Annotated in this window: 17 protein-coding genes (1 of these 17 cut by a window edge); 4 read left to right on the top strand and 13 right to left on the bottom strand. The window is 67.1% G+C overall.

Translation table 11 applies throughout. The features are described from left to right. From BO996_RS03355 to BO996_RS03330, 6 genes are all read right to left on the bottom strand, one after another. Nucleotides 1–774: the 5' portion of a benzoate/H(+) symporter BenE family transporter gene (locus BO996_RS03355; RefSeq protein ID WP_071953999.1), read on the bottom strand. 408 nt of this gene lie to the left of the window's left edge; only the first 774 of its 1,182 coding nucleotides appear in the window; its start codon is at nucleotides 772–774; its stop codon lies off the left edge, out of view. Nucleotides 775–824: 50 nt separating this feature from the next. Then, entirely contained in the window at nucleotides 825–2,693 is a 1,869-nt protein-coding gene (locus BO996_RS03350) for a potassium transporter Kup (RefSeq protein WP_034397428.1), read from the bottom strand. A gap of 97 nt (nucleotides 2,694–2,790) precedes the next feature. Further along, entirely contained in the window at nucleotides 2,791–4,086 is a 1,296-nt protein-coding gene (gene gshA, locus BO996_RS03345; RefSeq protein ID WP_012207794.1) for a glutamate--cysteine ligase, read from the bottom strand. Between the two features lie 81 nt (nucleotides 4,087–4,167). Further along, nucleotides 4,168–5,634: a TrkH family potassium uptake protein gene (locus BO996_RS03340; protein WP_013804766.1), complete on the bottom strand. Its 1,467-nt coding sequence runs from the start codon at nucleotides 5,632–5,634 to the stop codon at nucleotides 4,168–4,170. A gap of 10 nt (nucleotides 5,635–5,644) precedes the next feature. After that, entirely contained in the window at nucleotides 5,645–7,102 is a 1,458-nt protein-coding gene (gene trkA / locus BO996_RS03335; protein WP_012207796.1) for a Trk system potassium transporter TrkA, read from the bottom strand. 74 nt (nucleotides 7,103–7,176) lie between these two features. Next, nucleotides 7,177–8,457 (bottom strand): glutamate-5-semialdehyde dehydrogenase, encoded by a 1,281-nt coding sequence (locus tag BO996_RS03330; protein ID WP_012207797.1) that lies wholly within the window; start codon nucleotides 8,455–8,457, stop codon nucleotides 7,177–7,179. A gap of 188 nt (nucleotides 8,458–8,645) precedes the next feature. Here BO996_RS03330 and BO996_RS03325 point away from each other — a divergent pair, with 188 nt between their 5' ends. Further along, on the top strand, nucleotides 8,646–8,948 hold the full coding sequence (locus tag BO996_RS03325; protein ID WP_013804767.1) for a hypothetical protein: 303 nt from the start codon (nucleotides 8,646–8,648) through the stop codon (nucleotides 8,946–8,948). Nucleotides 8,949–8,957: 9 nt separating this feature from the next. On the opposite strand, the gene holA is transcribed toward BO996_RS03325, so the two are convergent. The 3 genes from holA to leuS are packed head-to-tail and all read right to left on the bottom strand — an operon-like array spanning nucleotide 8,958 to nucleotide 13,302. Next, nucleotides 8,958–10,010 (bottom strand): DNA polymerase III subunit delta, encoded by a 1,053-nt coding sequence (gene holA, locus BO996_RS03320; RefSeq protein WP_071953998.1) that lies wholly within the window; start codon nucleotides 10,008–10,010, stop codon nucleotides 8,958–8,960. A 5-nt stretch (nucleotides 10,011–10,015) separates the two neighbouring features. Beyond that, entirely contained in the window at nucleotides 10,016–10,522 is a 507-nt protein-coding gene (locus tag BO996_RS03315) for an LPS-assembly lipoprotein LptE (protein ID WP_012207799.1), read from the bottom strand. Between the two features lie 44 nt (nucleotides 10,523–10,566). Next, nucleotides 10,567–13,302 (bottom strand): leucine--tRNA ligase, encoded by a 2,736-nt coding sequence (leuS, locus tag BO996_RS03310; protein ID WP_071953997.1) that lies wholly within the window; start codon nucleotides 13,300–13,302, stop codon nucleotides 10,567–10,569. A 362-nt stretch (nucleotides 13,303–13,664) separates the two neighbouring features. Here leuS and BO996_RS03305 point away from each other — a divergent pair, with 362 nt between their 5' ends. Then, nucleotides 13,665–14,879 carry a mechanosensitive ion channel family protein gene (locus BO996_RS03305; protein WP_071957014.1) on the top strand — a complete coding sequence of 405 codons (1,215 nt, stop codon included), beginning with the start codon at nucleotides 13,665–13,667 and terminating at the stop codon, nucleotides 14,877–14,879. A gap of 27 nt (nucleotides 14,880–14,906) precedes the next feature. Here BO996_RS03305 and BO996_RS03300 read toward each other — a convergent pair whose 3' ends face one another. From BO996_RS03300 to BO996_RS03285, 4 genes are all read right to left on the bottom strand, one after another. Then, entirely contained in the window at nucleotides 14,907–15,386 is a 480-nt protein-coding gene (locus BO996_RS03300; protein ID WP_071953996.1) for an ExbD/TolR family protein, read from the bottom strand. Nucleotides 15,387–15,410: 24 nt separating this feature from the next. Beyond that, entirely contained in the window at nucleotides 15,411–16,145 is a 735-nt protein-coding gene (locus tag BO996_RS03295) for a MotA/TolQ/ExbB proton channel family protein (RefSeq protein WP_071953995.1), read from the bottom strand. A 64-nt stretch (nucleotides 16,146–16,209) separates the two neighbouring features. Beyond that, a complete protein-coding gene (gene dapB / locus BO996_RS03290) occupies nucleotides 16,210–17,046 on the bottom strand; it encodes a 4-hydroxy-tetrahydrodipicolinate reductase (protein ID WP_063328566.1) in 837 nt (278 codons plus the stop codon). Nucleotides 17,047–17,170: 124 nt separating this feature from the next. Next, nucleotides 17,171–17,719 carry an outer membrane protein assembly factor BamE gene (locus BO996_RS03285; RefSeq protein ID WP_065345015.1) on the bottom strand — a complete coding sequence of 183 codons (549 nt, stop codon included), beginning with the start codon at nucleotides 17,717–17,719 and terminating at the stop codon, nucleotides 17,171–17,173. Nucleotides 17,720–17,875: 156 nt separating this feature from the next. Here BO996_RS03285 and fur point away from each other — a divergent pair, with 156 nt between their 5' ends. Next, nucleotides 17,876–18,301, top strand: coding sequence for a ferric iron uptake transcriptional regulator (gene fur, locus BO996_RS03280; RefSeq protein WP_013804774.1), 426 nt, complete (start codon nucleotides 17,876–17,878; stop codon nucleotides 18,299–18,301). Nucleotides 18,302–18,444: 143 nt separating this feature from the next. Further along, entirely contained in the window at nucleotides 18,445–20,022 is a 1,578-nt protein-coding gene (locus tag BO996_RS03275) for a DUF1800 domain-containing protein (protein ID WP_071953994.1), read from the top strand. The last annotated feature ends 17 nt before the right edge of the window (nucleotides 20,023–20,039 follow it).

Genomic DNA, 20,039 nt, shown 5'->3' with positions numbered 1-20,039 from the left:
CAGGGTGGCGATGCCGGTCATGCTGATGATGCGGGAGATGGGCAGGTTGTAGCCCGTGGCGCGGATGACGGCCACGCCGGGCAGGTTCTGCGAGGCCATGGTGACGACGAACAGGGGCAAGGCCAGGCTCACCAGGGCGGGCACGGAGAACTCGGGCATGGTGAAGACCGGCCAGGCCAGTGCGACCTGCACGGCAGACCATTGCATCTGGCCGGTGAGCGCCACCCAGGCGATGGAGACCGCCAGCGTGGCGATGACCGCATAGCGCGGTGCCAGGCGGCGAGACAGCAGATAGGTCAGCAGCATGACCAGCACCAGGGGCAGCGCGTGCCTGGCGGCGGCAAAGGCCTGCATGCCGAAGTTGGCCAGTACGCCCGCCAGGAGGGCGGCAGCGATTTCCATGGGGATGCGGTTCATGACGCGCTCGAACCAGCCTGTGGCACCCACCAGGATGATCAGCCCCGCGCTGATGATGAAGGCGCCGACGGCCTCTCCCATGGAAAAGCCACCGGCAAGCCCCGCCGTGGCCAGCACGGCAGCGCCTGGTGTGGACCAGGCGACCATGACGGGCATGCGCAGTATCAGCGAGGGCAGCAAGGAGCACAGGCCCATGCCCAGCCCCAGCGCCCAGACCCAGGAGGTGATCTGCTCAGGAGTGGCATGGAAGGCCTGGGCGGCCTGGAAGACCAGGGCCACCGAGCTGGTGAAGCCCACGAGCACGGCCACGAAGCCGGCCGCAAAGGCGGAGGGACTCAAGTCACGGAGAAAGCGCATCGCGCGATTCTGTCACCACAGTCGCGGATCGTGCGATGCGCGGGCGACGCCTACAGCTCGATCTTGGAGCCCAGCTCCACCACGGAGTTGCTGGGCAGGTGCAGGAAGTCGGAGACACGGCTGGCGTTGCGGTGCATCTGGGCGAACAGCTTTTCGCGCCAGGGCGCCATGCGGTGGCTGATGCGCGGGATGATGACATCGCGCGACAGGAAGTAGCTGGTCTCCATGGCGTCGAGCTGGCAGCCCCGGGGGCGCAACAGGGACAGCGCCGCCGGCACGTCGGGTTCGTTCTTGAAGCCGTAGTTGATGATGACCTGCCAGCAGTCGCTGCCCAGGGCCTCGATCTCGGTACGCTTGTCCAGGCCCACCCAGGGAATTTCGTGGTTGCGCACCGTGACGAAGATGTTCTGGCTGTGCAGCACCTTGTTGTGCTTGAGGTTGTGCAGCAGGGCGTTGGGCACGGTGCCAGGCTCGCCGGACAGGAAGACGGCCGTGCCCGGCACCCGCGCCGGGGGATGGCGCCAGACCGATTCGAGGAAGCTCTTGAGGTCGATGGCATCGGCCTGCAGCTTTTGGTGCAGCAGCTCGCGGCCCTTGCGCCAGGTCATCATCAGCGAGAACACCGTGCCGCCGATCAGCAGCGGGAACCAGCCGCCATCGAACAGCTTGAGCAGGTTGGACGAGAAGAAGGCCAGGTCCACCAGGAAGAAGAAGCCGGTGGCGGCAATGCACAGGGCCAGCGGGTAGTTCCAGCGGTAGCGGATCACGAAGAAGGTCAGCGTGGTGGTGATCAGCATGTCCAGCGTCACCGCAATGCCGTAGGCGGCCGCCAGGTTGCCGCTGGAGCGGAACAGCACCACGGCCAGCGCAATCGCCACGAACAGGCTCCAGTTGACCAGGGGCATATAGATCTGGCCAGCCTCGCGCACGCTGGTGTGGCGCACTTCCAGGCGCGGCAGATAGCCCAGCTGTATGACCTGGCGCGTGACGCTGAAGGCGCCCGTGATCAGGGCCTGCGAAGCGATGACCGTGGCCATGGTGGCCATCAGCACCAGGGGCAGCAGGGCCCAGGCCGGGGCCATCATGTAGAAGGGGTTCTTCACGGCGGCCGGGTTGGCCAGCAGCAGCGCACCCTGGCCGAAGTAATTGAGCGTGAGGGCAGGCATGGCCACGGAGAACCAGGCCAGGCGGATGGGCTTCTTGCCGAAGTGGCCCAGGTCGGCGTAGAGCGCCTCCGCCCCGGTCACGCACAGCACGACGGCGCCCAGGATGATGAAGCTGGTGCCGGGGTTGTCCCAGATGAAGCGCACCGCGAAGTGCGGGCTGATGGCCGCCAGGATTTCCGGATGGCCGGCGATCTGGTGTATGCCCAGGGCGGCGATGGTGGCGAACCAGACCAGGGTGATGGGGCCGAAAAAGCGCCCTATCCCTGCCGTGCCGTGCTTCTGGAACCAGAACAGCAGGAACAGGATGACCAGGGTCAGCGGGATCACCGCCTTGGTGAAGTGCGGGGACACCACCTCCAGGCCCTCGACGGCCGAAAGCACGGAGATGGCCGGCGTGATCACGCCGTCGCCATAGAACAGCGAGGTGCCGAAGATGCCGATGAGCAGCAGCACGCTGCGCAGGCGCGGCTTGTCCTTGACGGTCTGCGAGGCCAGGGCCAGCATGGCGACCAGGCCGCCTTCGCCATTGTTGTCGGCGCGCAGCACCAGGACCACGTATTTGAGCGAGACGATGACCGTCAGCGTCCAGAACAGCAGCGACAGGACGCCGTAGATGTTCTCCTGGGTGAACGGCACATGGCCGGAGCCGAACACCTCCTTGACCGAATACAGCACGCTGGTGCCGATATCGCCATAGACCACGCCGATGGCGCCCAGGGTGAGCGCGGCCAACGAAGATTTGGTTTTCTGCACAGGTCTATGCGCCATCCCGTGGGGAGATGGCTTCAGTCAATTGAAATGCCGGCATTGTCCGCTGTCCTGATGACGAGCGCATCGGACAGCACCCCGATCAGTCGTAGATTTCCGCGTTGGGGTTGGTCGCCTCCAGCTCATAGCTGGCCGCCAGCATGGCGACCCGGGCCACCACGCCGTACATGTAGAAGCGATTGGGCATGCTGGCACCCGGGCGGGCGCCGATCTGGGGCAGCTGGGTGCTGTGCTGGAAGGCCAGCGGCACGAAGCCGGCACCGGGCGCGTTGAGGTTTTCGTCCACATCGCGCTCGGGGTGCATGCGGTAGAAGCCGCCGACCACGTAGCGGTCCATCATGTAGACCACGGGCTCGGCCACGGCGTTGTTCATGCGCTCCTGGGTGAGCACGCCTTCCTGGATGATCACGTCGTGCACGGTCTGGCCGTCCTTGATCATGCCCATCTTGTTGCGGCTCTTGCGCGGCAGCTCGGCCAGTTCCTTGGCGTCGCGCACGGTCATCACGCCCATGCCATAGGTGCCGTTGTCGGCCTTGACGATGGCAAACGGCTTTTCCTTGATGCCGTATTCCTTGTACTTGCGGCGCACCTTGGCCAGCAGCACATCGACCTGCTCGGCCAGGCCTTCCATGCCCACGCCATTGGCGAAGTCGATGCCTTCGCTGCGCCCGAACAGCGGGTTGATCAGCCAGGGATCGATGCCCAGCAGCTTGCCGAAGCGCTTGGCCACTTCCTCGTAGCTCTGGAAATGGCGGCTCTTGCGGCGCACGCTCCAGCCTGCATGCAAGGGCGGCAGCAGGTATTGCTCGTACAGCTCCTCGACGATGCCCGGCACGCCGGAGGACAGGTCGTTGTTGAGCAAGATGGTGCAGGGGTCGAAATCCTTGAGGCCGATGCGGCGCTTGCTGCGGATCACCGGCTCCAGCGTCACCGTGTCGCCATGCGGCAGGGTGACGGTGGTGGTCTTCTTCACATCGGGGCTGATGGAGCCGATGCGCACATTCAGACCGGCCATGTTGAAGATGCGCTTGAGCTGCACCACGTTGGCCAGGTAATGGGTGTTGCGCGTGTGGTTCTCGGGAATGATGAGCAGGTTGCGCGCTTCGGGGCAGATCTTCTCGATCGCCGCCATGGCCGCCTGCACGGCCAGCGGCAGCATTTCGTCGGTCAGGTTGTTCCAGCCGCCAGGAAACAGGTTGGTATCCACGGGCGCGAGCTTGAAGCCGGCGTTGCGGATGTCCACCGAGCAATAGAAAGGCGGCGTGTGTTCCATCCATTCGAGCCGGAACCAGCGCTCGATCGCCGGCATGGAGTCGAGGATGCGCTGCTCAAGCTCGTTGATCGGGCCTGTCAGGGCCGTGATGAGATGTGGAACCATAAAGACCCTCTGGGTACGGCGGTGGGGGGCAATTGTAGAGATTGGACCATGGTCTAAGTGTTTTCCCTAGTCTCTTCGGCATCATCGGCGCCAGAAAGCCGGGGAAAGCAGCGCCATGAAACTGAGGATTTCCAGGCGCCCCAGCAGCATGGCCAGGGTGCAGATCCAGGTCTGGAAGTCGGTGAGCACAGCATAGTTGGAGCTCGGCCCCAGCGCGCCCAGGCCCGGCCCCATGCAGTGCACGCTGGCCAGCACGGCGGAAAAGGCGGTCACCGGGTCCAGGTCGGTGAGCAGCAGCACCATGCTGAGCGTGATCACGGTGGCGCCATAGACCAGCATGAAGGCCAGCACCGAGAAGATCATGCGGTCGTCCACCACGCCGTTGCCCAGCCGCACGGGCTGCATGGCGCGTGGGTGCACGAGCCGCGTGAGCTCGCGCCGCGCCTGCTTGAGCAGGATGAGCATGCGCACCATCTTGATGCCGCCACCCGTGGAGCCCGCGCTGGTGGCCACGCCCGACAGCAGCAGCATCAGCACGGGCGCGAAGACGGGCCAGCTCAGGTAGTCAACGGTGGTGAAGCCCGTGGTCGTGGCCACCGAGACCACGTGGAAGATGCCGTAGCGCAGCGCCTCGACAGGCCCGTACACGCCCTTGGCCCACAGCAGCAACGCGACGATGAGCCCGCCGCCCAGTAGCACGGCCAGCGTGGCGCGCATTTCGGGGTCGCGCCAGAAGCCGTCCCAGCGGCCCTTGCGCATGGCCACGAAGTACAGCGCGAAGTTGCAGCTGGCCAGCAGCATGAAGACCAGGGCGATCAGCTCGATCAGCGGCGAGTCGAAGTAGGCGAAGCTGGCGTCATGCGAGGACAGGCCGCCCAGGCTCACCGTGGCGAACATGTGCATCAGCGCATCCAGCGGCTCCATGCCCGCGGCCCAGAAAGCCAGTGCACAGGCCAGCGAGAACACGCCGTAGACGCCCCACAGGCCCTTGGCGGTCTCGGTCATGCGCGGCGTCAGCTTGGTGTCCTTGATGGGGCCGGCGGCCTCGGCGCGGAACAGCTGGGCACCGCCCACGCCCAGCAGCGGCAGGATGGCCACGGCCAGGATCAGGATGCCCATGCCGCCCAACCATTGCAGGAAGGTGCGCCAGACATTGATGGACACGGGCAATGCGTCCAGCCCCGTGAGCACGGTGGCGCCCGTCGTCGTCAGGCCCGAGACGGCCTCGAAATAGGCATGGGTGAAGCTGATGCTCAGGCCCACATGGCCCAGGCCCAGCACCAGGGGCAGCATGGCGCACAGCGGCAGCACCACCCAGACCAGGGTGACGAGGATGACGCCGTGGCGCGGCTGCAGCTCGCGCCGGAAATGGTCCAGGCCTACCCACAGCGACAGCCCCGCCGCCGCCGTGATGCCGATGGCCCAGGGGTAGATGCGCCAGATGCCGTCGTCGGCAAACCAGGACACGGCAAAGGGCAGCAGCATGGACAGCGCGAACATGACCATGAGCATGCCAAGCACGCGCAGGACGGGGAACAGGTCGCGCATGGGTATGGGCTCAGAAGAAGGTGGCGCTGACGCGGAACAGGTTTTCCACGTCCCGCACCAGCCGCTTGTGGGGCAGGAAGAAGACCACGTGGTCGCCGCTCTCGATCACGGTGTTGCCGCGCGGGATGATGACCTCGGGCTCGGCACCGGCCGCGATCTCGTCGGCCGGCACGCCTTCGGGAATACCGCGCACGATGAGGCCGATGTGCGCATCCTCGGGCACGCGCAGGTCCTCGACCTTGCGGCCAACCACGCGCGAGCTCTTGCGGTCGCCGCGCGCCACGATCTCCAGCGCCTCGGCCACGCCCCGGCGCAGGCTGTGCACGGCCTGCACGTCGCCGCGGCGCACATAGGCCAGCAGCTCGCCGAGCATGGCCTGGGCCGGCGACAGCGCAATGTCGATCTGCGTTCCGTGCATCAGGTCGGCATAGGCGCGCCGCGTGATCAGCGAGAGCACGCGCCGCGCGCCCATGCGCTTGCCCAGCAGGCTGGCCATGATGTTGTTCTCGTCGTCGTCGGTGAGGGCCAGGAACAGGTCCACGTCCTCCACGCTTTCATCGGCCAGCAGGTCCTCGTCGGTGGCATCGCCGTGCAGCACAAGCACCTCGGCCGGCAGCAGCGAGGCCAGGTCCTGGCAGCGCTGCTCGTCGGGCTCGATGATCTTGATGTGAAAGCGGCCCGGCACGCGCGACAGCTGCAGCGCCAGGCGCAGGCTGACCTGGTCGCCACCGGCGATCATGATGCGGTAGACGGGGCGCGAAGGCCGGCCCGCGGGCTGGTGGATGGCGCGCAGCACCTCGGCCACATGCTCGCGCGCGGCCAGGATGAAGACTTCGTCGCCGGGCTCGATGCGGGTGTTACCGTCGCAGCGCACGAAGCGGTCGGGCTCCTCCAGGAAACGCCGGTAGATGGCCACGATGCGCATGGCCAGCTCGGGCATGCAGTCGCGCAGCTCGCCGATGTGCTTGCCGACGGCGGGGGCGCCGTCGCGCGCACGCACCGAGGCCAGCGCGGCACGTCCGCCCGCGAAGGCGCGCACCTGCATGGCCTCGGGGAACTCGATGAGCTTGCTGATGTAGTTGGTCAGCGACTCCTCGGGGCAGATGATGCGGTCCACGCCGAAGCCTTCCTTGCCCAGCAGCGTCTCGTCATCGCCAAAGCCCGAGGAGCGCACGCGCGCGATGCGGGTGGGAATCTCGAACAGCACCTGGGCCAGCTTGCAGCACACCAGGTTGGTTTCGTCGAGCGCGGCGCAGGCGATCAGCAGGTCCGTGTCCTTGGCTCCGGCCTCGGCCAGCACCTGGGGATCGATACCGTTGCCCACGACACCGCGCAGGTCGAACCGCGACTCCAGCTCGCGCAGGCGACGCGCATCGGTGTCGATCACCGTGATGTCGTTGCGTTCGGACACCAGGCTTTCGGCCACGCTGTAGCCCACACGGCCGGCGCCAAGAATGATGATTTTCATGGGTTCATTGCGGTGCTGCGGTGCCGGCGCGGGGCATCCCGGCCGGGTGCCTGCCAGCGCGCAGCACGGTCCGGTCAGGTGCGGACTTCGCCTTCACCCAGCACCACGTATTTGAGCGAAGTGAGACCTTCGATGCCCACAGGACCGCGCGCATGGAACTTGTCGGTGCTGATGCCGATTTCCGCGCCCAGGCCGTACTCGAAGCCATCGGCAAAGCGCGTGCTGGCATTGACCATGACGCTGGCCGAGTCCACCTCGCGCAGAAAGCGCTGGGCATGCATGTGGTCGCGCGTGAGGATGGCATCCGTGTGGTGGCTGGAGTAGCGGTTGATGTGGGCGATGGCTTCGTCCACACCCGCGACGATCTTGACGCTGATGATGGGCGCCAGGTATTCCTCGCTCCAGTCCTGCTCGGTGGCCTCGGCCAGCTGGGCACCGGCCACGGACTTCAGGATGGCCAGCGATTCGGGGCAGCCGCGCATCTCGACCCCCTTGGCGGCGTAGATGGCACCGATCTGCGGCAGGAACTCGGCGGCCACGCCGCGCGCCACCAGCAGGCTCTCGCTGGCGTTGCAGGGGCTGTACTTGTTGGTCTTGGCGTTGTCGGCCACCTTGACGGCCATGGCGATGTCGCAGGGATCATCGACATAGGTGTGGCAATTGCCGTCCAGGTGCTTGATGACGGGCACCTTGGCCTCGCGGCTGATGCGCTCGATCAGGCCCTTGCCGCCGCGCGGGATGATGACGTCCACGTAGTCGGGCATGGCGATGAGCTGGCCCACGGCCTCGCGGTCCGTGGTCTGCACCAGCTGCACGCCGTGCTCGGGCAGGCCGGCCTCGGCCAGCGCCCTGGCCACGAGGGCGGCCAGTGCCTTGTTGGAGTCGATGGCTTCCGAGCCGCCGCGCAGGATGCAGGCGTTGCCGCTCTTGATGCTGAGGCTGGCCGCCTCGATGGTCACGTTGGGGCGGCTCTCATAGATCATGCCGAACACGCCGATCGGCACGCGCATCTGGCCCACGCGGATGCCGCTGGGCATTTGCTTCATGCCGATGATCTCGCCGATCACGTCGGCCATGGATGCCAGCTGTTCGCAGCCCTGGGCACAGGTTTCAAGCACCTTGGGCGTCAGGCGCAGGCGGTCCACCATGGGTGCGGACAGGCCGTTGGCCACGGCGCGGTCGAGGTCACGGGCGTTGTCGGTCTGCAACGGCTCCACGTTCTCCCGCAGCAGGCGCGCCAGCGCCAGCAGGGCGCGGCTTTTGACGGCAGCCGAGGCTCGGGCCATCTGGGCGGAGGCCACTTTGGCCTGAACGCCCAGGTTGTGGGTGTATTCGACGATATTGAGCGCGTTCATTCCGAGATTCTCGCCGAGTTGCGCCCATTTGCGCACCGGGACCGGGCATGCCCCGCGCCGACATGCGGCTGCGATGCGGCCGGGATGCGTCTGCGCACGGCCGCCAGAGGGCAAACCCCGCGTTGCGGCGGCCGGCAGGATGTCGCGGCCACCCTACACTGCTGCCCAGTACGCAGAGGTTTCCCGCCATGTCCACCAGCCACGACACTCTTCTCGCCGCCCAGCAGCTCGCCCAGTTGCACGCCGGCTTCGCCCAACTGGCACAGCAGCAGCTGTCGGCCGCCGTGCTCGGACAGCAGGCCAGGGCCTCGTCGGAGTTGCTGCAGGCCCTGCCGCCGCGCTACGGCGAAGTGCTGCTCAATCTGCTGGACCGACTGGAGTCCAGCGCGCTGTTCAGCGAGGAAAGCTGCTCCTTCAGCCAGAAGGACCTGCTGGACAACCTTGAGACCTGGGCCACCAAGGCCCAGGCGCAGCTGGAAAAGACGCGCTAGAACGGTACGTCAGCCCTTGGCACCGGCCTGGGCCAGGTCCACGGCCAGGCGGCGCAGGGCCTGCCAGCCGTCGCGCGGCCAGCCTTCGAAGGCCAGGCCCTTGACGATGCCGTCCACCGCGTGGGCCGATTGCAGCAGGCGCGCGGCCTGGGCATCGGTGATGCGCGGCAGCAGGCGCTCGAACAAGCGTTCCTTGACGCCCCAGATGCGCTGGGCGCGCAGCGCCATCGGCAGGGGCTGGCCTGCGGCCATGGCGTCCCTCACGCGGCAGATGGCGCGGATGTCCTCGGCCAGGGTCCAGTGCACCAGCACCTCGGCCGTGCCTTCGGCCTGCAGGCCATCGAGCATGCGCGAGACGCGCGCCAGCTGCCCGCCCAGCACGGCCTCCGACAGCTTGAAAACGTCGTAGCGCGCCACATTGAGCACGGCCTGCTCGACCTGGGCCTGGCTCAGTTCACCCTCGGGATGCAACAGCGCCAGCTTCTGGATTTCCTGGTGCGCGGCCAGCAGGTTGCCTTCGACGCGGTCGGCAAAGAACTGCAGCGTGCGCTGCCCTTCCTCGCCGGGTGCGACGCGCTGGCACTGGGCCGCCAGCCGCTGGGCAATCCAGGCCGGCAACTGGGCGCGCTCAATGGGATCGATCTGCAGCGTCATGCCCTGGGCCTCCAGCGCGCTGAACCAGGCCCCCGTCTTGGTGGCCTTGTCCAGGCGCGGCAGCAGGACCAGGGTGAGCGTGCTGTCGTTGCCCCGCGCGGACTCGGCGATCTGCTGCAGCGCGGCGCCGCCGTCCTTGCCGGGCTTGCCCGAGGGAATGCGGATCTCGACGATCTGCCGGTCGGCAAACAGCGACAGCGAGCCACCGGCCGCCAGCACGGCGCTCCAGTCGAAATGCGCGCCGGCCACGGTATAGCTGCTGCGCTCGGTATAACCGGCCGCGCGCGCCGCGGCGCGGATGGCATCGGCCGCCTCCTGCTGCTGCAGCGGCTCGTCGCCGTGCAGCACATAAAGCGGGCGCAGGCCCTTGGCCAGATGGCCGCCAAGCTGGTTCAGGGCAAGCTGCATGGGGCTCAGGTCAGGCTCTTGACGGCCGCCAGACGGCGCAGCAACTGCTGCACGATGTCAGTGCGCATGTCCTTGTAGAGCATGGCCTCCTCGGCTTCCTTGGACAGCGCGTTGGTTTCGTTGTACGTCACATCGCGCTGCTGCAGGATTTCGGTCTCGGGAATCGGCTCGTCGCCATTGGGCGTGCGCAGCTTGAAGCGCACGCGCAGGCGCAGCTGCAACTCGCGCACCTGGCCCAGCGCGTTCATGCCGACGATGACCCGCTCCTGCCGCTCGCTGACGATCTGGAAGATCGCTTCGGCATCGTCGGGCGATGCAGGATCGCGCAGCACGGTCAGCTTGTCGCTGGCACTGGCCAGATTGCGCGAAAGCTCCCGCGCTACCGGAGAGCCCCGGCCCGCCTGGATGTAGAGCGAGCGGAACACGAAGGTCGGCACCCCCCGCAGGCGAAAGCCGCAGGCCCCCAGCAGCGGAGCCAGGGCCAGGGCGGTGAGCAGGGTACGTTTTTGCATGCTTGGTTCCTTGTGGGCGCCGGGCAAGCCCGGCGCCCAGGGGGTCAGACCACGACGTTGACGAGGCGGCCAGGCACCACGATCACCTTCTTGGGCACGGCACCGTTGGTGAACTTCTGGCATTCCTCGTTGGCCAGGGCAATGCGCTCGATCTCGGCCTTGTCGGCCGTCGAGGACACCAGGATGGCCCCGCGCAGCTTGCCGTTGACCTGCAGCACCAGAGAGATCTCGTCCTGCACCAGAGCCTGGGGATCGACCTGGGGCCAGGGCGCGTCCAGCACATCGCCCAGGTGGGCGGCGTAGCCCAGCTCGCTCCACAGCGCATGGGCCAGGTGGGGCGTGGCCGGGTAGAGCACGCGCAGCAGGATGCCGAAGCCTTCGATCAGCGCCACCTGGGCGCCCGCGTCGTCGAAGGACTTGAAGTCCTCCAGCGCGTTGATCATCTTCATGGCGCCCGAGACCACGGTGTTGTACTGCATGCGCTGGTAGTCGTATTCCACCTGCTTGAGCACGGTGTGGATCTCCAGGCGCAGGGACTTGGCGGCCTTGCCGAACTCCACGTCGTCCAGCGACTTGGCGCCGGCCACGCTTTGCACGGCACCGGCCATGTCCATCTGCGACAGCTTGGCGCCGAAGTTGTAGACGCGGCGCAGGAAGCGGTAGCTGCCTTCGACGGCGGCATCGTTCCACTCCAGCGTCAGCTCGGGCGGCGCGGTGAACATGGTGTACAGGCGCGCGGTGTCGGCGCCGTACTTCTCGATCAGCTCCTGCGGATCGATGCCGTTGTTCTTGGACTTGGACATGGTGCCCACGCCCTCGTAGTCGATGTCCGTGCCCACGGGCAGCAGGCCATCGGCGCTGTCCACCTCGGCCTTGAGCTTGGCGCCCACGATCTTGCCGGTCTCGTCGAACACATGCTCGACATCCTTGGGCCAGAAGTACTCCTTGGCACCCTTGGCCGTGCGGCGGCTGTAGATGTGGTTGAGCACCATGCCCTGGGTCAGCAGCTTGGTGAAGGGCTCATCGACCTTGACCAGGCCCAGGTCACGCATGACCTTGGTCCAGAAGCGCGCGTACAGCAGGTGCAGGATGGCGTGCTCGATGCCGCCGATGTACTGGTCCATGCCGCTGCCGCCGGTGGCGGCATTCTGGTCCCGCATCCAGTACTCGGCACCTTCCGCCACCATCTGCTCGCTGTTCCTGGCGTCGCAATAGCGCATGAAGTACCAGGACGAGTCCACGAAGGTGTCCATGGTGTCGGTCTCGCGGCGCGCGCTCTTGCCGCAGCAGGGGCAGACCACGCCGGCGTGGAAGGCTTCGCTCTTGATCAGGGGGTTGCCCGAGCCATCGGGCACCAGGTCCTGGGGCAGGACCACGGGCAGGTCCTTGGCAGGCACGGGCTGGGCGCCGCAGTCCTCGCAGTGGATGATGGGAATCGGCGTGCCCCAGTAGCGCTGGCGGCTCACGCCCCAGTCGCGCAGGCGCCAGGTGGTTTTCTTCTCGCCAAGGCCCTTGGCCGCCAGCAGTTCGGCCACCTTGTCCACGGCCGCCGCATGGGGCAGGCCGTCGAGTTCGCCGGATTCGATGCAGACAGCGCGCTGCTTGTCGCCGTACGAGTCGGCCCATGCCTCGGTGCTGAAGGTCTCGCCTTCGACCGCGATGACCTGGCGGATGGCGATGCCGTACTTCTTCGCAAAGGCGAAGTCACGCTCGTCATGCGCGGGCACGCCCATGACGGCGCCGTCGCCGTAGCTCATGAGCACGTAGTTGCCGACCCAGACCTCGACCTGGGCGCCCGTCAGCGGATGCGTGACGAACAGGCCCGTGGGCAGGCCTTCCTTTTCCTTGACCGCGAGTTCGGCCTCGGTGGTGCCGCCCTTCTTGCACTCTTCGATGAAGGCGGCCAGCTTGGGGCTCGTGGCGGCGGCGTGCAGGGCCAGCGGATGCTCGGGCGCCACGGCGCAGAACGTCACGCCCATGATGGTGTCGGCACGCGTGGTGAACACGTACAGGCGGCCGTCCTGGATGGGCTGGCCGTCGGCGCCACGGATGTCGTGGGTGAACGCAAAGCGCACGCCGGAGCTCTTGCCGATCCAGTTTTCCTGCATCAGGCGGACTTTTTCAGGCCAGCCGGTCAGCGTGGCCTTGTCGCCGCCCACCTGGACATGGTCCAGCAGTTCCTGGGCGTAGTCGGTGATCTTCAGGTAGTAGCCGGGGATTTCGCGCTTTTCGACCGGCGCGCCCGTGCGCCAGCCGCGGCCGTCGATGACCTGCTCGTTGGCCAGCACGGTCTGGTCCACCGGGTCCCAGTTCACGACCTGGGTCTTGCGGTAGGCAATGCCCTTTTCCAGCATCTTCAGGAACAGCCACTGGTTCCACTTGTAGTAGTCGGGGTCGCAGGTGGCGATCTCGCGGCTCCAGTCGATGGCCAGCCCCATCGCCTGCATCTGCTTTTTCATGTAGGCGATGTTGTCGTAGGTCCACTGCGCGGGCGGCACCTTGTTCTTGAGCGCAGCGTTCTCGGCCGGCAGGCCGAAGGCGTCCCAGCCCATGGGCATGAGGACGTTGTAGCCCTTCATGCGCAGCTGGCGCGTCAGCATGTCGTTGATGGTGTAGTTGCGCACATGGCCCATGTGCAGCTTGCCGCTGGGGTAGGGCAGCATGGAGCAGGCATAGAACTTGGGCTTGGCCTGGTCTTCGGTCACGCGGTAAGCGTCGCGGGCGGACCAGTGGTCTTGCGCTGCGCGCTCAACGTCGATGTGGTTGTATTTCTCTTGCATGGTGCTGCGGCCCAGGGGCCTGACAAGGTGGATTGCCGGAATCAACCGGCGATTTTAGGCCCCCGGCCCGGCCGTGCCCGAAGCCGCCCACAAGCCCGCAGGCGGTACTGCGTCATCGGCGGCCGCTTGCCCGCCTGTGGCACGGGGAAAAGCCGCACTGCGTATGCTTGCCAACTCTGCGGCGCCATGCCGCAGGCGTTCCTCCATCGCCAGCCCGGGCTTGCGCAGGAACCGATGCGCATCTCCCGGGCATGCCGCCACTGCGCGCGGCCTCATGGTGCCGGCCGCAGGCAGGCCGGCACTGCAACGCCCTGGAGTTTTTCTTGCTGAACTGGTCTTTGATTTCCGGCTGGGATCCCGTCATGCAGGCCCTGGCCGCGCTGTGCGCGCTGGTGCTGCTGGCCCGCTCGGCGGGGTTTGTCGTGCAATGGCTGCTGCTGCGTGTGCTGCCGCGCATGCGCAGCACGCTGGTGGAGATGGAATGGGCACAGGTGCTGCTGCACGACAGCGTGCTGCAGCGGCTGGCCAAGGCCGTGCCTTCGCTGGTCATGCAGTCGGGCGTGCAGGCCATACCGCAGCTGCAGCCGCAGTGGGCCACGCTGATCCTGAACCTGGCCATCGCCTGCACCATCTACCACGTGGCCCGCGTGATCAGCGCCCTGCTCAACGCCATGAACGAGGCGCACGAGCTCAAGGAAGAGCGCAAGGCCACGCAGGCCCACTCGATCAAGAGCTATGTGCAGCTGGGCAAGCTGCTGGTGTTCCTGATCGCCATCGTGCTCATCGTCGCCACCCTGGTGGACCGCTCGCCGCTGTTGCTGCTGTCGGGCCTGGGCGCGGCCTCGGCCGTGCTGATGCTGATCTTCAAGGACACCATCATGTCCTTCGTGGCCGGCGTGCAGCTGGGCTCCAACGACATGCTGCGCGTGGGCGACTGGATAGAGATGCCCCAGGTCGGCGCCGATGGCTTCGTGATCGACATCGCGCTGCACACGGTGAAGGTGCAGAACTGGGACAAGACCATCACCACCATTCCCACCTGGCGGCTGATGAGCGACAGCTACAAGAACTGGCGCGGCATGTTCGAGTCGGGCGGGCGCCGCATCCGCCGCTCGCTGCACATAGACGCCCACACCATCCGCCTGCTGACGCCCGAGCAGCGGCAGAAACTGGCGCTGCTGGAGCCCCTGAAGGACCATTGGACCCGCAGCGGCGACCTGCGCATGGCCGACGCGCCTGCAGGCAGCAAGATGGCCGCGCAGCAACTCAGCAATCTGGCCGTTTTCAAGGCCTATGCATACGCCTACCTGCTGCGCCATCCGCACATCCACAAGACGCCGAACATGTTTTTGCTGGTGCGCACCATGGAGCCTTCGCCCATGGGGGTGCCGCTGGAGCTGTTTTGCTACACCAGCACCACGGTCTGGGTGGAGTACGAGGCCATACAGGGCGCGATCTTCGATCACCTGATCGGCATGCTGCCGCTGTTCGGGCTCAGCCTGTACCAGCGTTCCTCGGACCATGGCCAGCATCTGCGGCTGGCGGGCAGCGAGCGCTGGCCCGAAGGGCAGGAATAGGTTCGCGGGCGCAGGCCCGGCGGCGCTTCAGCGCCCGGCGCCGGAGGGGCCCAGGACGGCGGCGGACCGGCCCTGCTGGCTTCGCGCAGGCTCTGCCACGAAGCCCATGCGCGTCAGGCCCGCCGCGTGGGCCCAGCCCATGAGCTCAGCCACGCGGCCATAGGGCACGGCCTGGTCGGCACGCAATTGCAACTCGGCCTGGGGATTGCGGGCGCCAAGCCGGGCCAGGCGCTCGCGCAGCGCCTCGGGCGTGGTGGGCTGGCCCTGCACCCAGAGCGCGCCCTGCGCATCGACCTCCAGCAGCAGCGCATCGTCCTCGCCCGCAGCCGCCATGGGCTGGGTGCCCTGGGCCTGGGGCAATTGCACGCGCAGGGAGGCGGCCAGCATGGGTGCCGCAAGAATGAAGATGACCACCAGCACCAGCATCACGTCCACCAGCGGGGTGACATTGATGGCGTGCATGGGCTGGGGGGCGCTTTCCTTGCCGCTCAGTCGTCCGAAGGCCATGTGCGCTCCTGCCTGGCCGCCCGGTCAGGGCGCGTCCATGGGGCCGGCCGGCAGGCCGGCGACGGGCATGCCGTCATCCTGCTGCGCCTGCCCCGGCTGCTCCAGGCCGAACATGGCCTGCAGGTCATGGGCAAAGCCTTCGAGCAGGGCTTCCATCTGGGCGGCGGCGCGGCCCAGCAGGTTATAGGCCAGCACGGCCGGCAGGGCCACGGCCAGGCCGGCTGCCGTCATCACCAGGGCCTCGCCCACAGGGCCGGCCAGTTGCTCGATGCCGATCTGTCCGCTGCCGGCCAGCGTGGCCAGCGCGTGGTGAATGCCCCAGACGGTGCCCAGCAGGCCGACGAAGGGCGCCGTGGCGCCCACGGTGGCCAGCAGGGTCTGGCCCCATTGAAGCTGGTGGCTAGCCGACTGCAGCGCCTGGCGCAGGCCGCGCGTGAGGCGCACGGAGCGCGCTGCGCGCCCCGAGAGCGCCATGCCGCTGCTGCCCGTGGGCGCGAGGGCCTGGTATACGGCCCCGGCCATGGGCGCCACCAGTTGCTGGCGATCGCCCTCGGCCATGCGGGCCTGGCCCGTGGCCAGGTCCGGCGCACTCCAGAACGCCGCAATGGCCTGTGGAACGCGGCGGCGGCTGGCGGCCATGAACCAGATCTTCCAGACGATGACCACCCAGCTGGCCACCGACAGCGCCAGCAGCAGCAGCGCCGTGCCGCGCGCCACGGCGTCGCCTTGCTGCCACCAGAGCCAGAGTGGGCCGGTCATGGTCTTTATCTCGCCCGTATGGCCAAAGAGAGGTACGCGGCGCTACGGCCCTGGGTCTGTGCCATCACAGACCCAGGACATCGTTCATGTCGTACTGGCCTGTTGCCTTGCCAGCCAGGAAGCGCGCCGCCCGCAGGCTGCCCTGCGCATAGCCGGCACGGCTGCTGGACTTGTGCGAGATCTCGATGCGCTCGCCCGTGCCCGCGAACAGCACCGTGTGGTCGCCGATGATGTCGCCGCCGCGCACGGTGGCAAAGCCGATGGTGTTGTCCTCGCGCGCGCCGGTGTGGCCGAAGCGCTCGTAGACAGCGCGGTCGGCCAGCTTCGTGCCCTGGGCTTCGGCGATGACCTCGCCCATCTTGAGGGCCGTGCCCGAGGGGGCATCGACCTTGTGGCGGTGGTGGGCCTCGACGATTTCGATGTCATAGCCGCTGGACAGCGCCTTGGCCGCCATCTCCAGCAGCTTGAAGGTGACGTTCACGCCCACGCTCATGTTGGGCGACAGCACCACGGCCGTGCGCTGGGCGTACTCGGCGATGCGGGCCTTTTGCTCGTCGCTGAAGCCCGTGGTGCCGATGACCAGCTTGACGCCCAGCTCGGCGCAGATGGCCAGGTGGTCCATCGTGCCTTCGGGGCGCGTGAAGTCGATCAGGCAATCGGCCTTGGACAGCGCGGCGCGCACATCGCTTTCGATGGCGATGCCGCTGGGCTGGCCCAGGAAGGCCGAGGGATCGGTGCCCAGCGAAGGGCTGTCGGCGCGGTCCAGCGCGGCGGCCAGCGCAAGGTCATCGCTTTGCGCGATGGCCTCGATCAGCATGCGGCCCATGCGGCCGGAGGCGCCGGCCACGGCCACACGCAGGCGCTGGTTGTTGCTGGAGGAAGTGGCAGTCGTGGCGTTCATGTCGGGAAAGGGATGCACAAGCTCAATGCATGGACAGCAGGCAACAGGGGCGCCAGACAGGCGCCGCAGCGGCCGCCATCCACGGAAAAACGCCCGCATGCCTTGCGGCGCGCGGGCGGCGATATCAACGGGCGCCGGATTCCAGTGGCGGGTAGCTGGCCGCTGCAGGCGGCGGCTCGGCGGCCACGGGCTCTTCCACAGGCTTGGCGGCCGGGAACTTGGACAGCTGCTCCTCGCTGGCTTCCAGCTGCGGAATCTTGCCCAGCTTCTTCTTGGAGCCCAGGCTGGCGACGAATTCGGCCTCGGTGGGCATCTCGTCGCCTTCGGAGCGGGCAAACAGGTCGCCGTTGAAGAAGACGGTCAGCTTGCGCACCTGAGAATCGACGCCGGGGCGCTTGATGGTGAACACATATTCCCAGCGGTCGGCATGGAATACGCTGGTGACCAGCGGCGTGCCGAGAATGTCGCGCACCTGCTGGCGGCTCATTCCGGGCTGCAGGGCCTCGACCTGTTCACGGGAGACGAAGTTGCCTTGGACGACCTCGACCTTGTAGGGAGTGACGACATTGGCGACTCGGTGCGCGGCGCCATCGAGGCTGCTGCAGCCTGCCAGCGCCACCCCGATCGACAGCATCAGGGCCGCACTCGTGCGGCAACGGGCTTGAACATGCATTGGTATCAGCATAGGGATATGATCGTGGATCATTGTAGCGGCTGGTCCCTAGGGCTTGCGATCATGCGACGCCCCTGGCACCAGGGCCATTTTGTTCGCCGCCCCGCGCCTGCCATGGTGGCAGTCCAGCGGGCAGTCTCTGCCAAAGACCCAGACATGAAGAACATCGACGAACTCAAGAGTACCGGCCTGAAGGCCACGCTTCCCCGCCTGAAGATCCTGGAGATCTTCCAGACGGGTGCGCAACGCCACATGACGGCCGAAGACGTGTTCCGCGTGCTGCTGGACGAACGCTCGGACATCGGCCTGGCCACGGTCTACCGCGTGCTCACGCAGTTCGAGCAGGCCGGCATCCTCATCCGCAGCAATTTCGAGAGCGGCAAGGCCGTCTACGAACTCAATGAAGGCCAGCACCACGACCACTTCGTGTGCACCAGCTGCGGCAAGGTCGAGGAGTTCTACGATCCCGATATCGAAAAGCGCCAGAACCTGATCGCCAAGGCCAAGGGCTGGGTGATCCAGGACCATTCGATGGCCCTGTACGGACAGTGCGCGGAATGCGCGAGCCGGCCCAGCAAATAAGGCCGGGTCCCTCAAAAAAAGCGGAGTGCTTCACACTCCGCTTTTTTTTGCCTTTTACTTTTTGCTACCGGCGCTTTACAGGGCGAAGCACATGGGCGGCGGATGCTGGCGTCCAATGGATGCCCCCTACCCACCGAGACACCATGCGCCGCACATCGCCGTTCGCCATCGCTCTCACGTTCTGCGCCATCACCCTGGCCACGGGCTGCGCGCCCCTGCAGGCGCCGCACTCCTCCGCAACGCCCGCACTCCAGGCCCTGCCCGATGCGCCCCTCACCGCCGCGCAGCGCCAGCAATGGCTGGACCGCGTGACCTGGGGCGCCAACGACAGCGAGGATGCACAGCTGCAGCGCCTGGGCCTGAAGGCCTGGCTGGCCCGGCAGTTGCAGCCCGGCCCCCGGCCGCTGCCGCCGCAGGCGCAGCAGCGGATTGACCAGTTGGCCATCAGCCAGCGCCCCATGAACGAGGTCTTGCTGGAACTGGAGACCCAGCGCAAGGCCGTGCAGGAGGCGGCATCGGCCGATGAAAAGGCCACGCTGCAGCAGACCTACCAGCGCACGCTGAACCAGTTGGGCAACGATGCCCAGAAGCGCTTCGTGATCCGCGCGCTGTACTCGCCGGCGCAGCTGCAGGAGCAGATGACCTGGTTCTGGATGAACCATTTCAGCGTCAGCCTGCGCAAGGCCGATATCCGCGCCTGGGTGGGCGACTACGAGGAGCAGGCCATACGCCCGCATGCGCTGGGCAGCTTTCGCAGCCTGCTGGAAGCCTCGCTGCGCCACCCGGCCATGCTGCGCTACCTGGACAACGCCAGCAATGCGGCGGGCCGCATCAACGAGAACTACGCGCGCGAACTGCTGGAGCTTCACACCATGGGCGTGGGCAGCGGCTACACCCAGGCCGATGTGCAGGAGATGGCGCGCATCCTGACCGGCGTGGGCATCAGCCTGCAGCCGGCCGGCACGCCGCCGCCGCGCATGCGCCCCGAGCGCCAGGGCGACTACCTGCGCTCGGGCTTTTTCGAGTTCAACCCCAACCGGCACGACTACGGCCCCAAGACCTTCCTGGGTCAGCCCCTGCACGCACGCGGCATGGCCGAGGTCCAGGAGGCGCTGGACCGCATCGTCGCCTCGCCGGCCACGGCGCAGTTCATCGCGCGCAAGCTGGCGGTGTTCTTCATTGCCGACGATCCGCCGCCCGCCCTGGTGCAGCGCACGGCCCAGGCCTTCACGCGCAGCCGGGGCGATATCGCGGCCACCGTGGCCACGCTGCTGGCCGATCCCGAGGCTGCCCGCTTCGGCCGCAAGTTCCGCGATCCGCTGCACTACGTGCTGGCCGCCACGCGGCTGTCGGTGGACCAGCGCGTGGCGGCCGACGTGGCGCCGGTGCTGGGCTGGGTCAACCGGCTGGGGCAGAACCTCTATGCGCACGAGACGCCGGACGGCTATCCGCAGATGCAGTCCGACTGGGCCAGCTCGGGCCAGATGGCGGCGCGCTTCGAGGTGGCGCGCCAGATCGCCACGCGCAGCGCCGTGCTGTTCCGCACCGACCCCGCAGACGCGCTGGAGAAGCCGCCCTACCCCACGCTGTCGGAATTGGCCAGCGTGCGCCAGCGCCTGCCGCAGTGGAGCCAGGCCACGCAGGCGGCACTGGCCCAGGCCCGCAATCCGGCGGACTGGAATACCTACTTCCTGTCCGCCCCCGAAATGATGTTCCGCTGACCCCCGGGGAGACTGTC

It is taken from the genome of Delftia sp. HK171, assembly GCF_001886655.1.
Classification (GTDB): domain Bacteria; phylum Pseudomonadota; class Gammaproteobacteria; order Burkholderiales; family Burkholderiaceae_C; genus Comamonas; species Comamonas acidovorans.
This window is presented reverse-complemented; position numbering and strand designations above follow the sequence as displayed.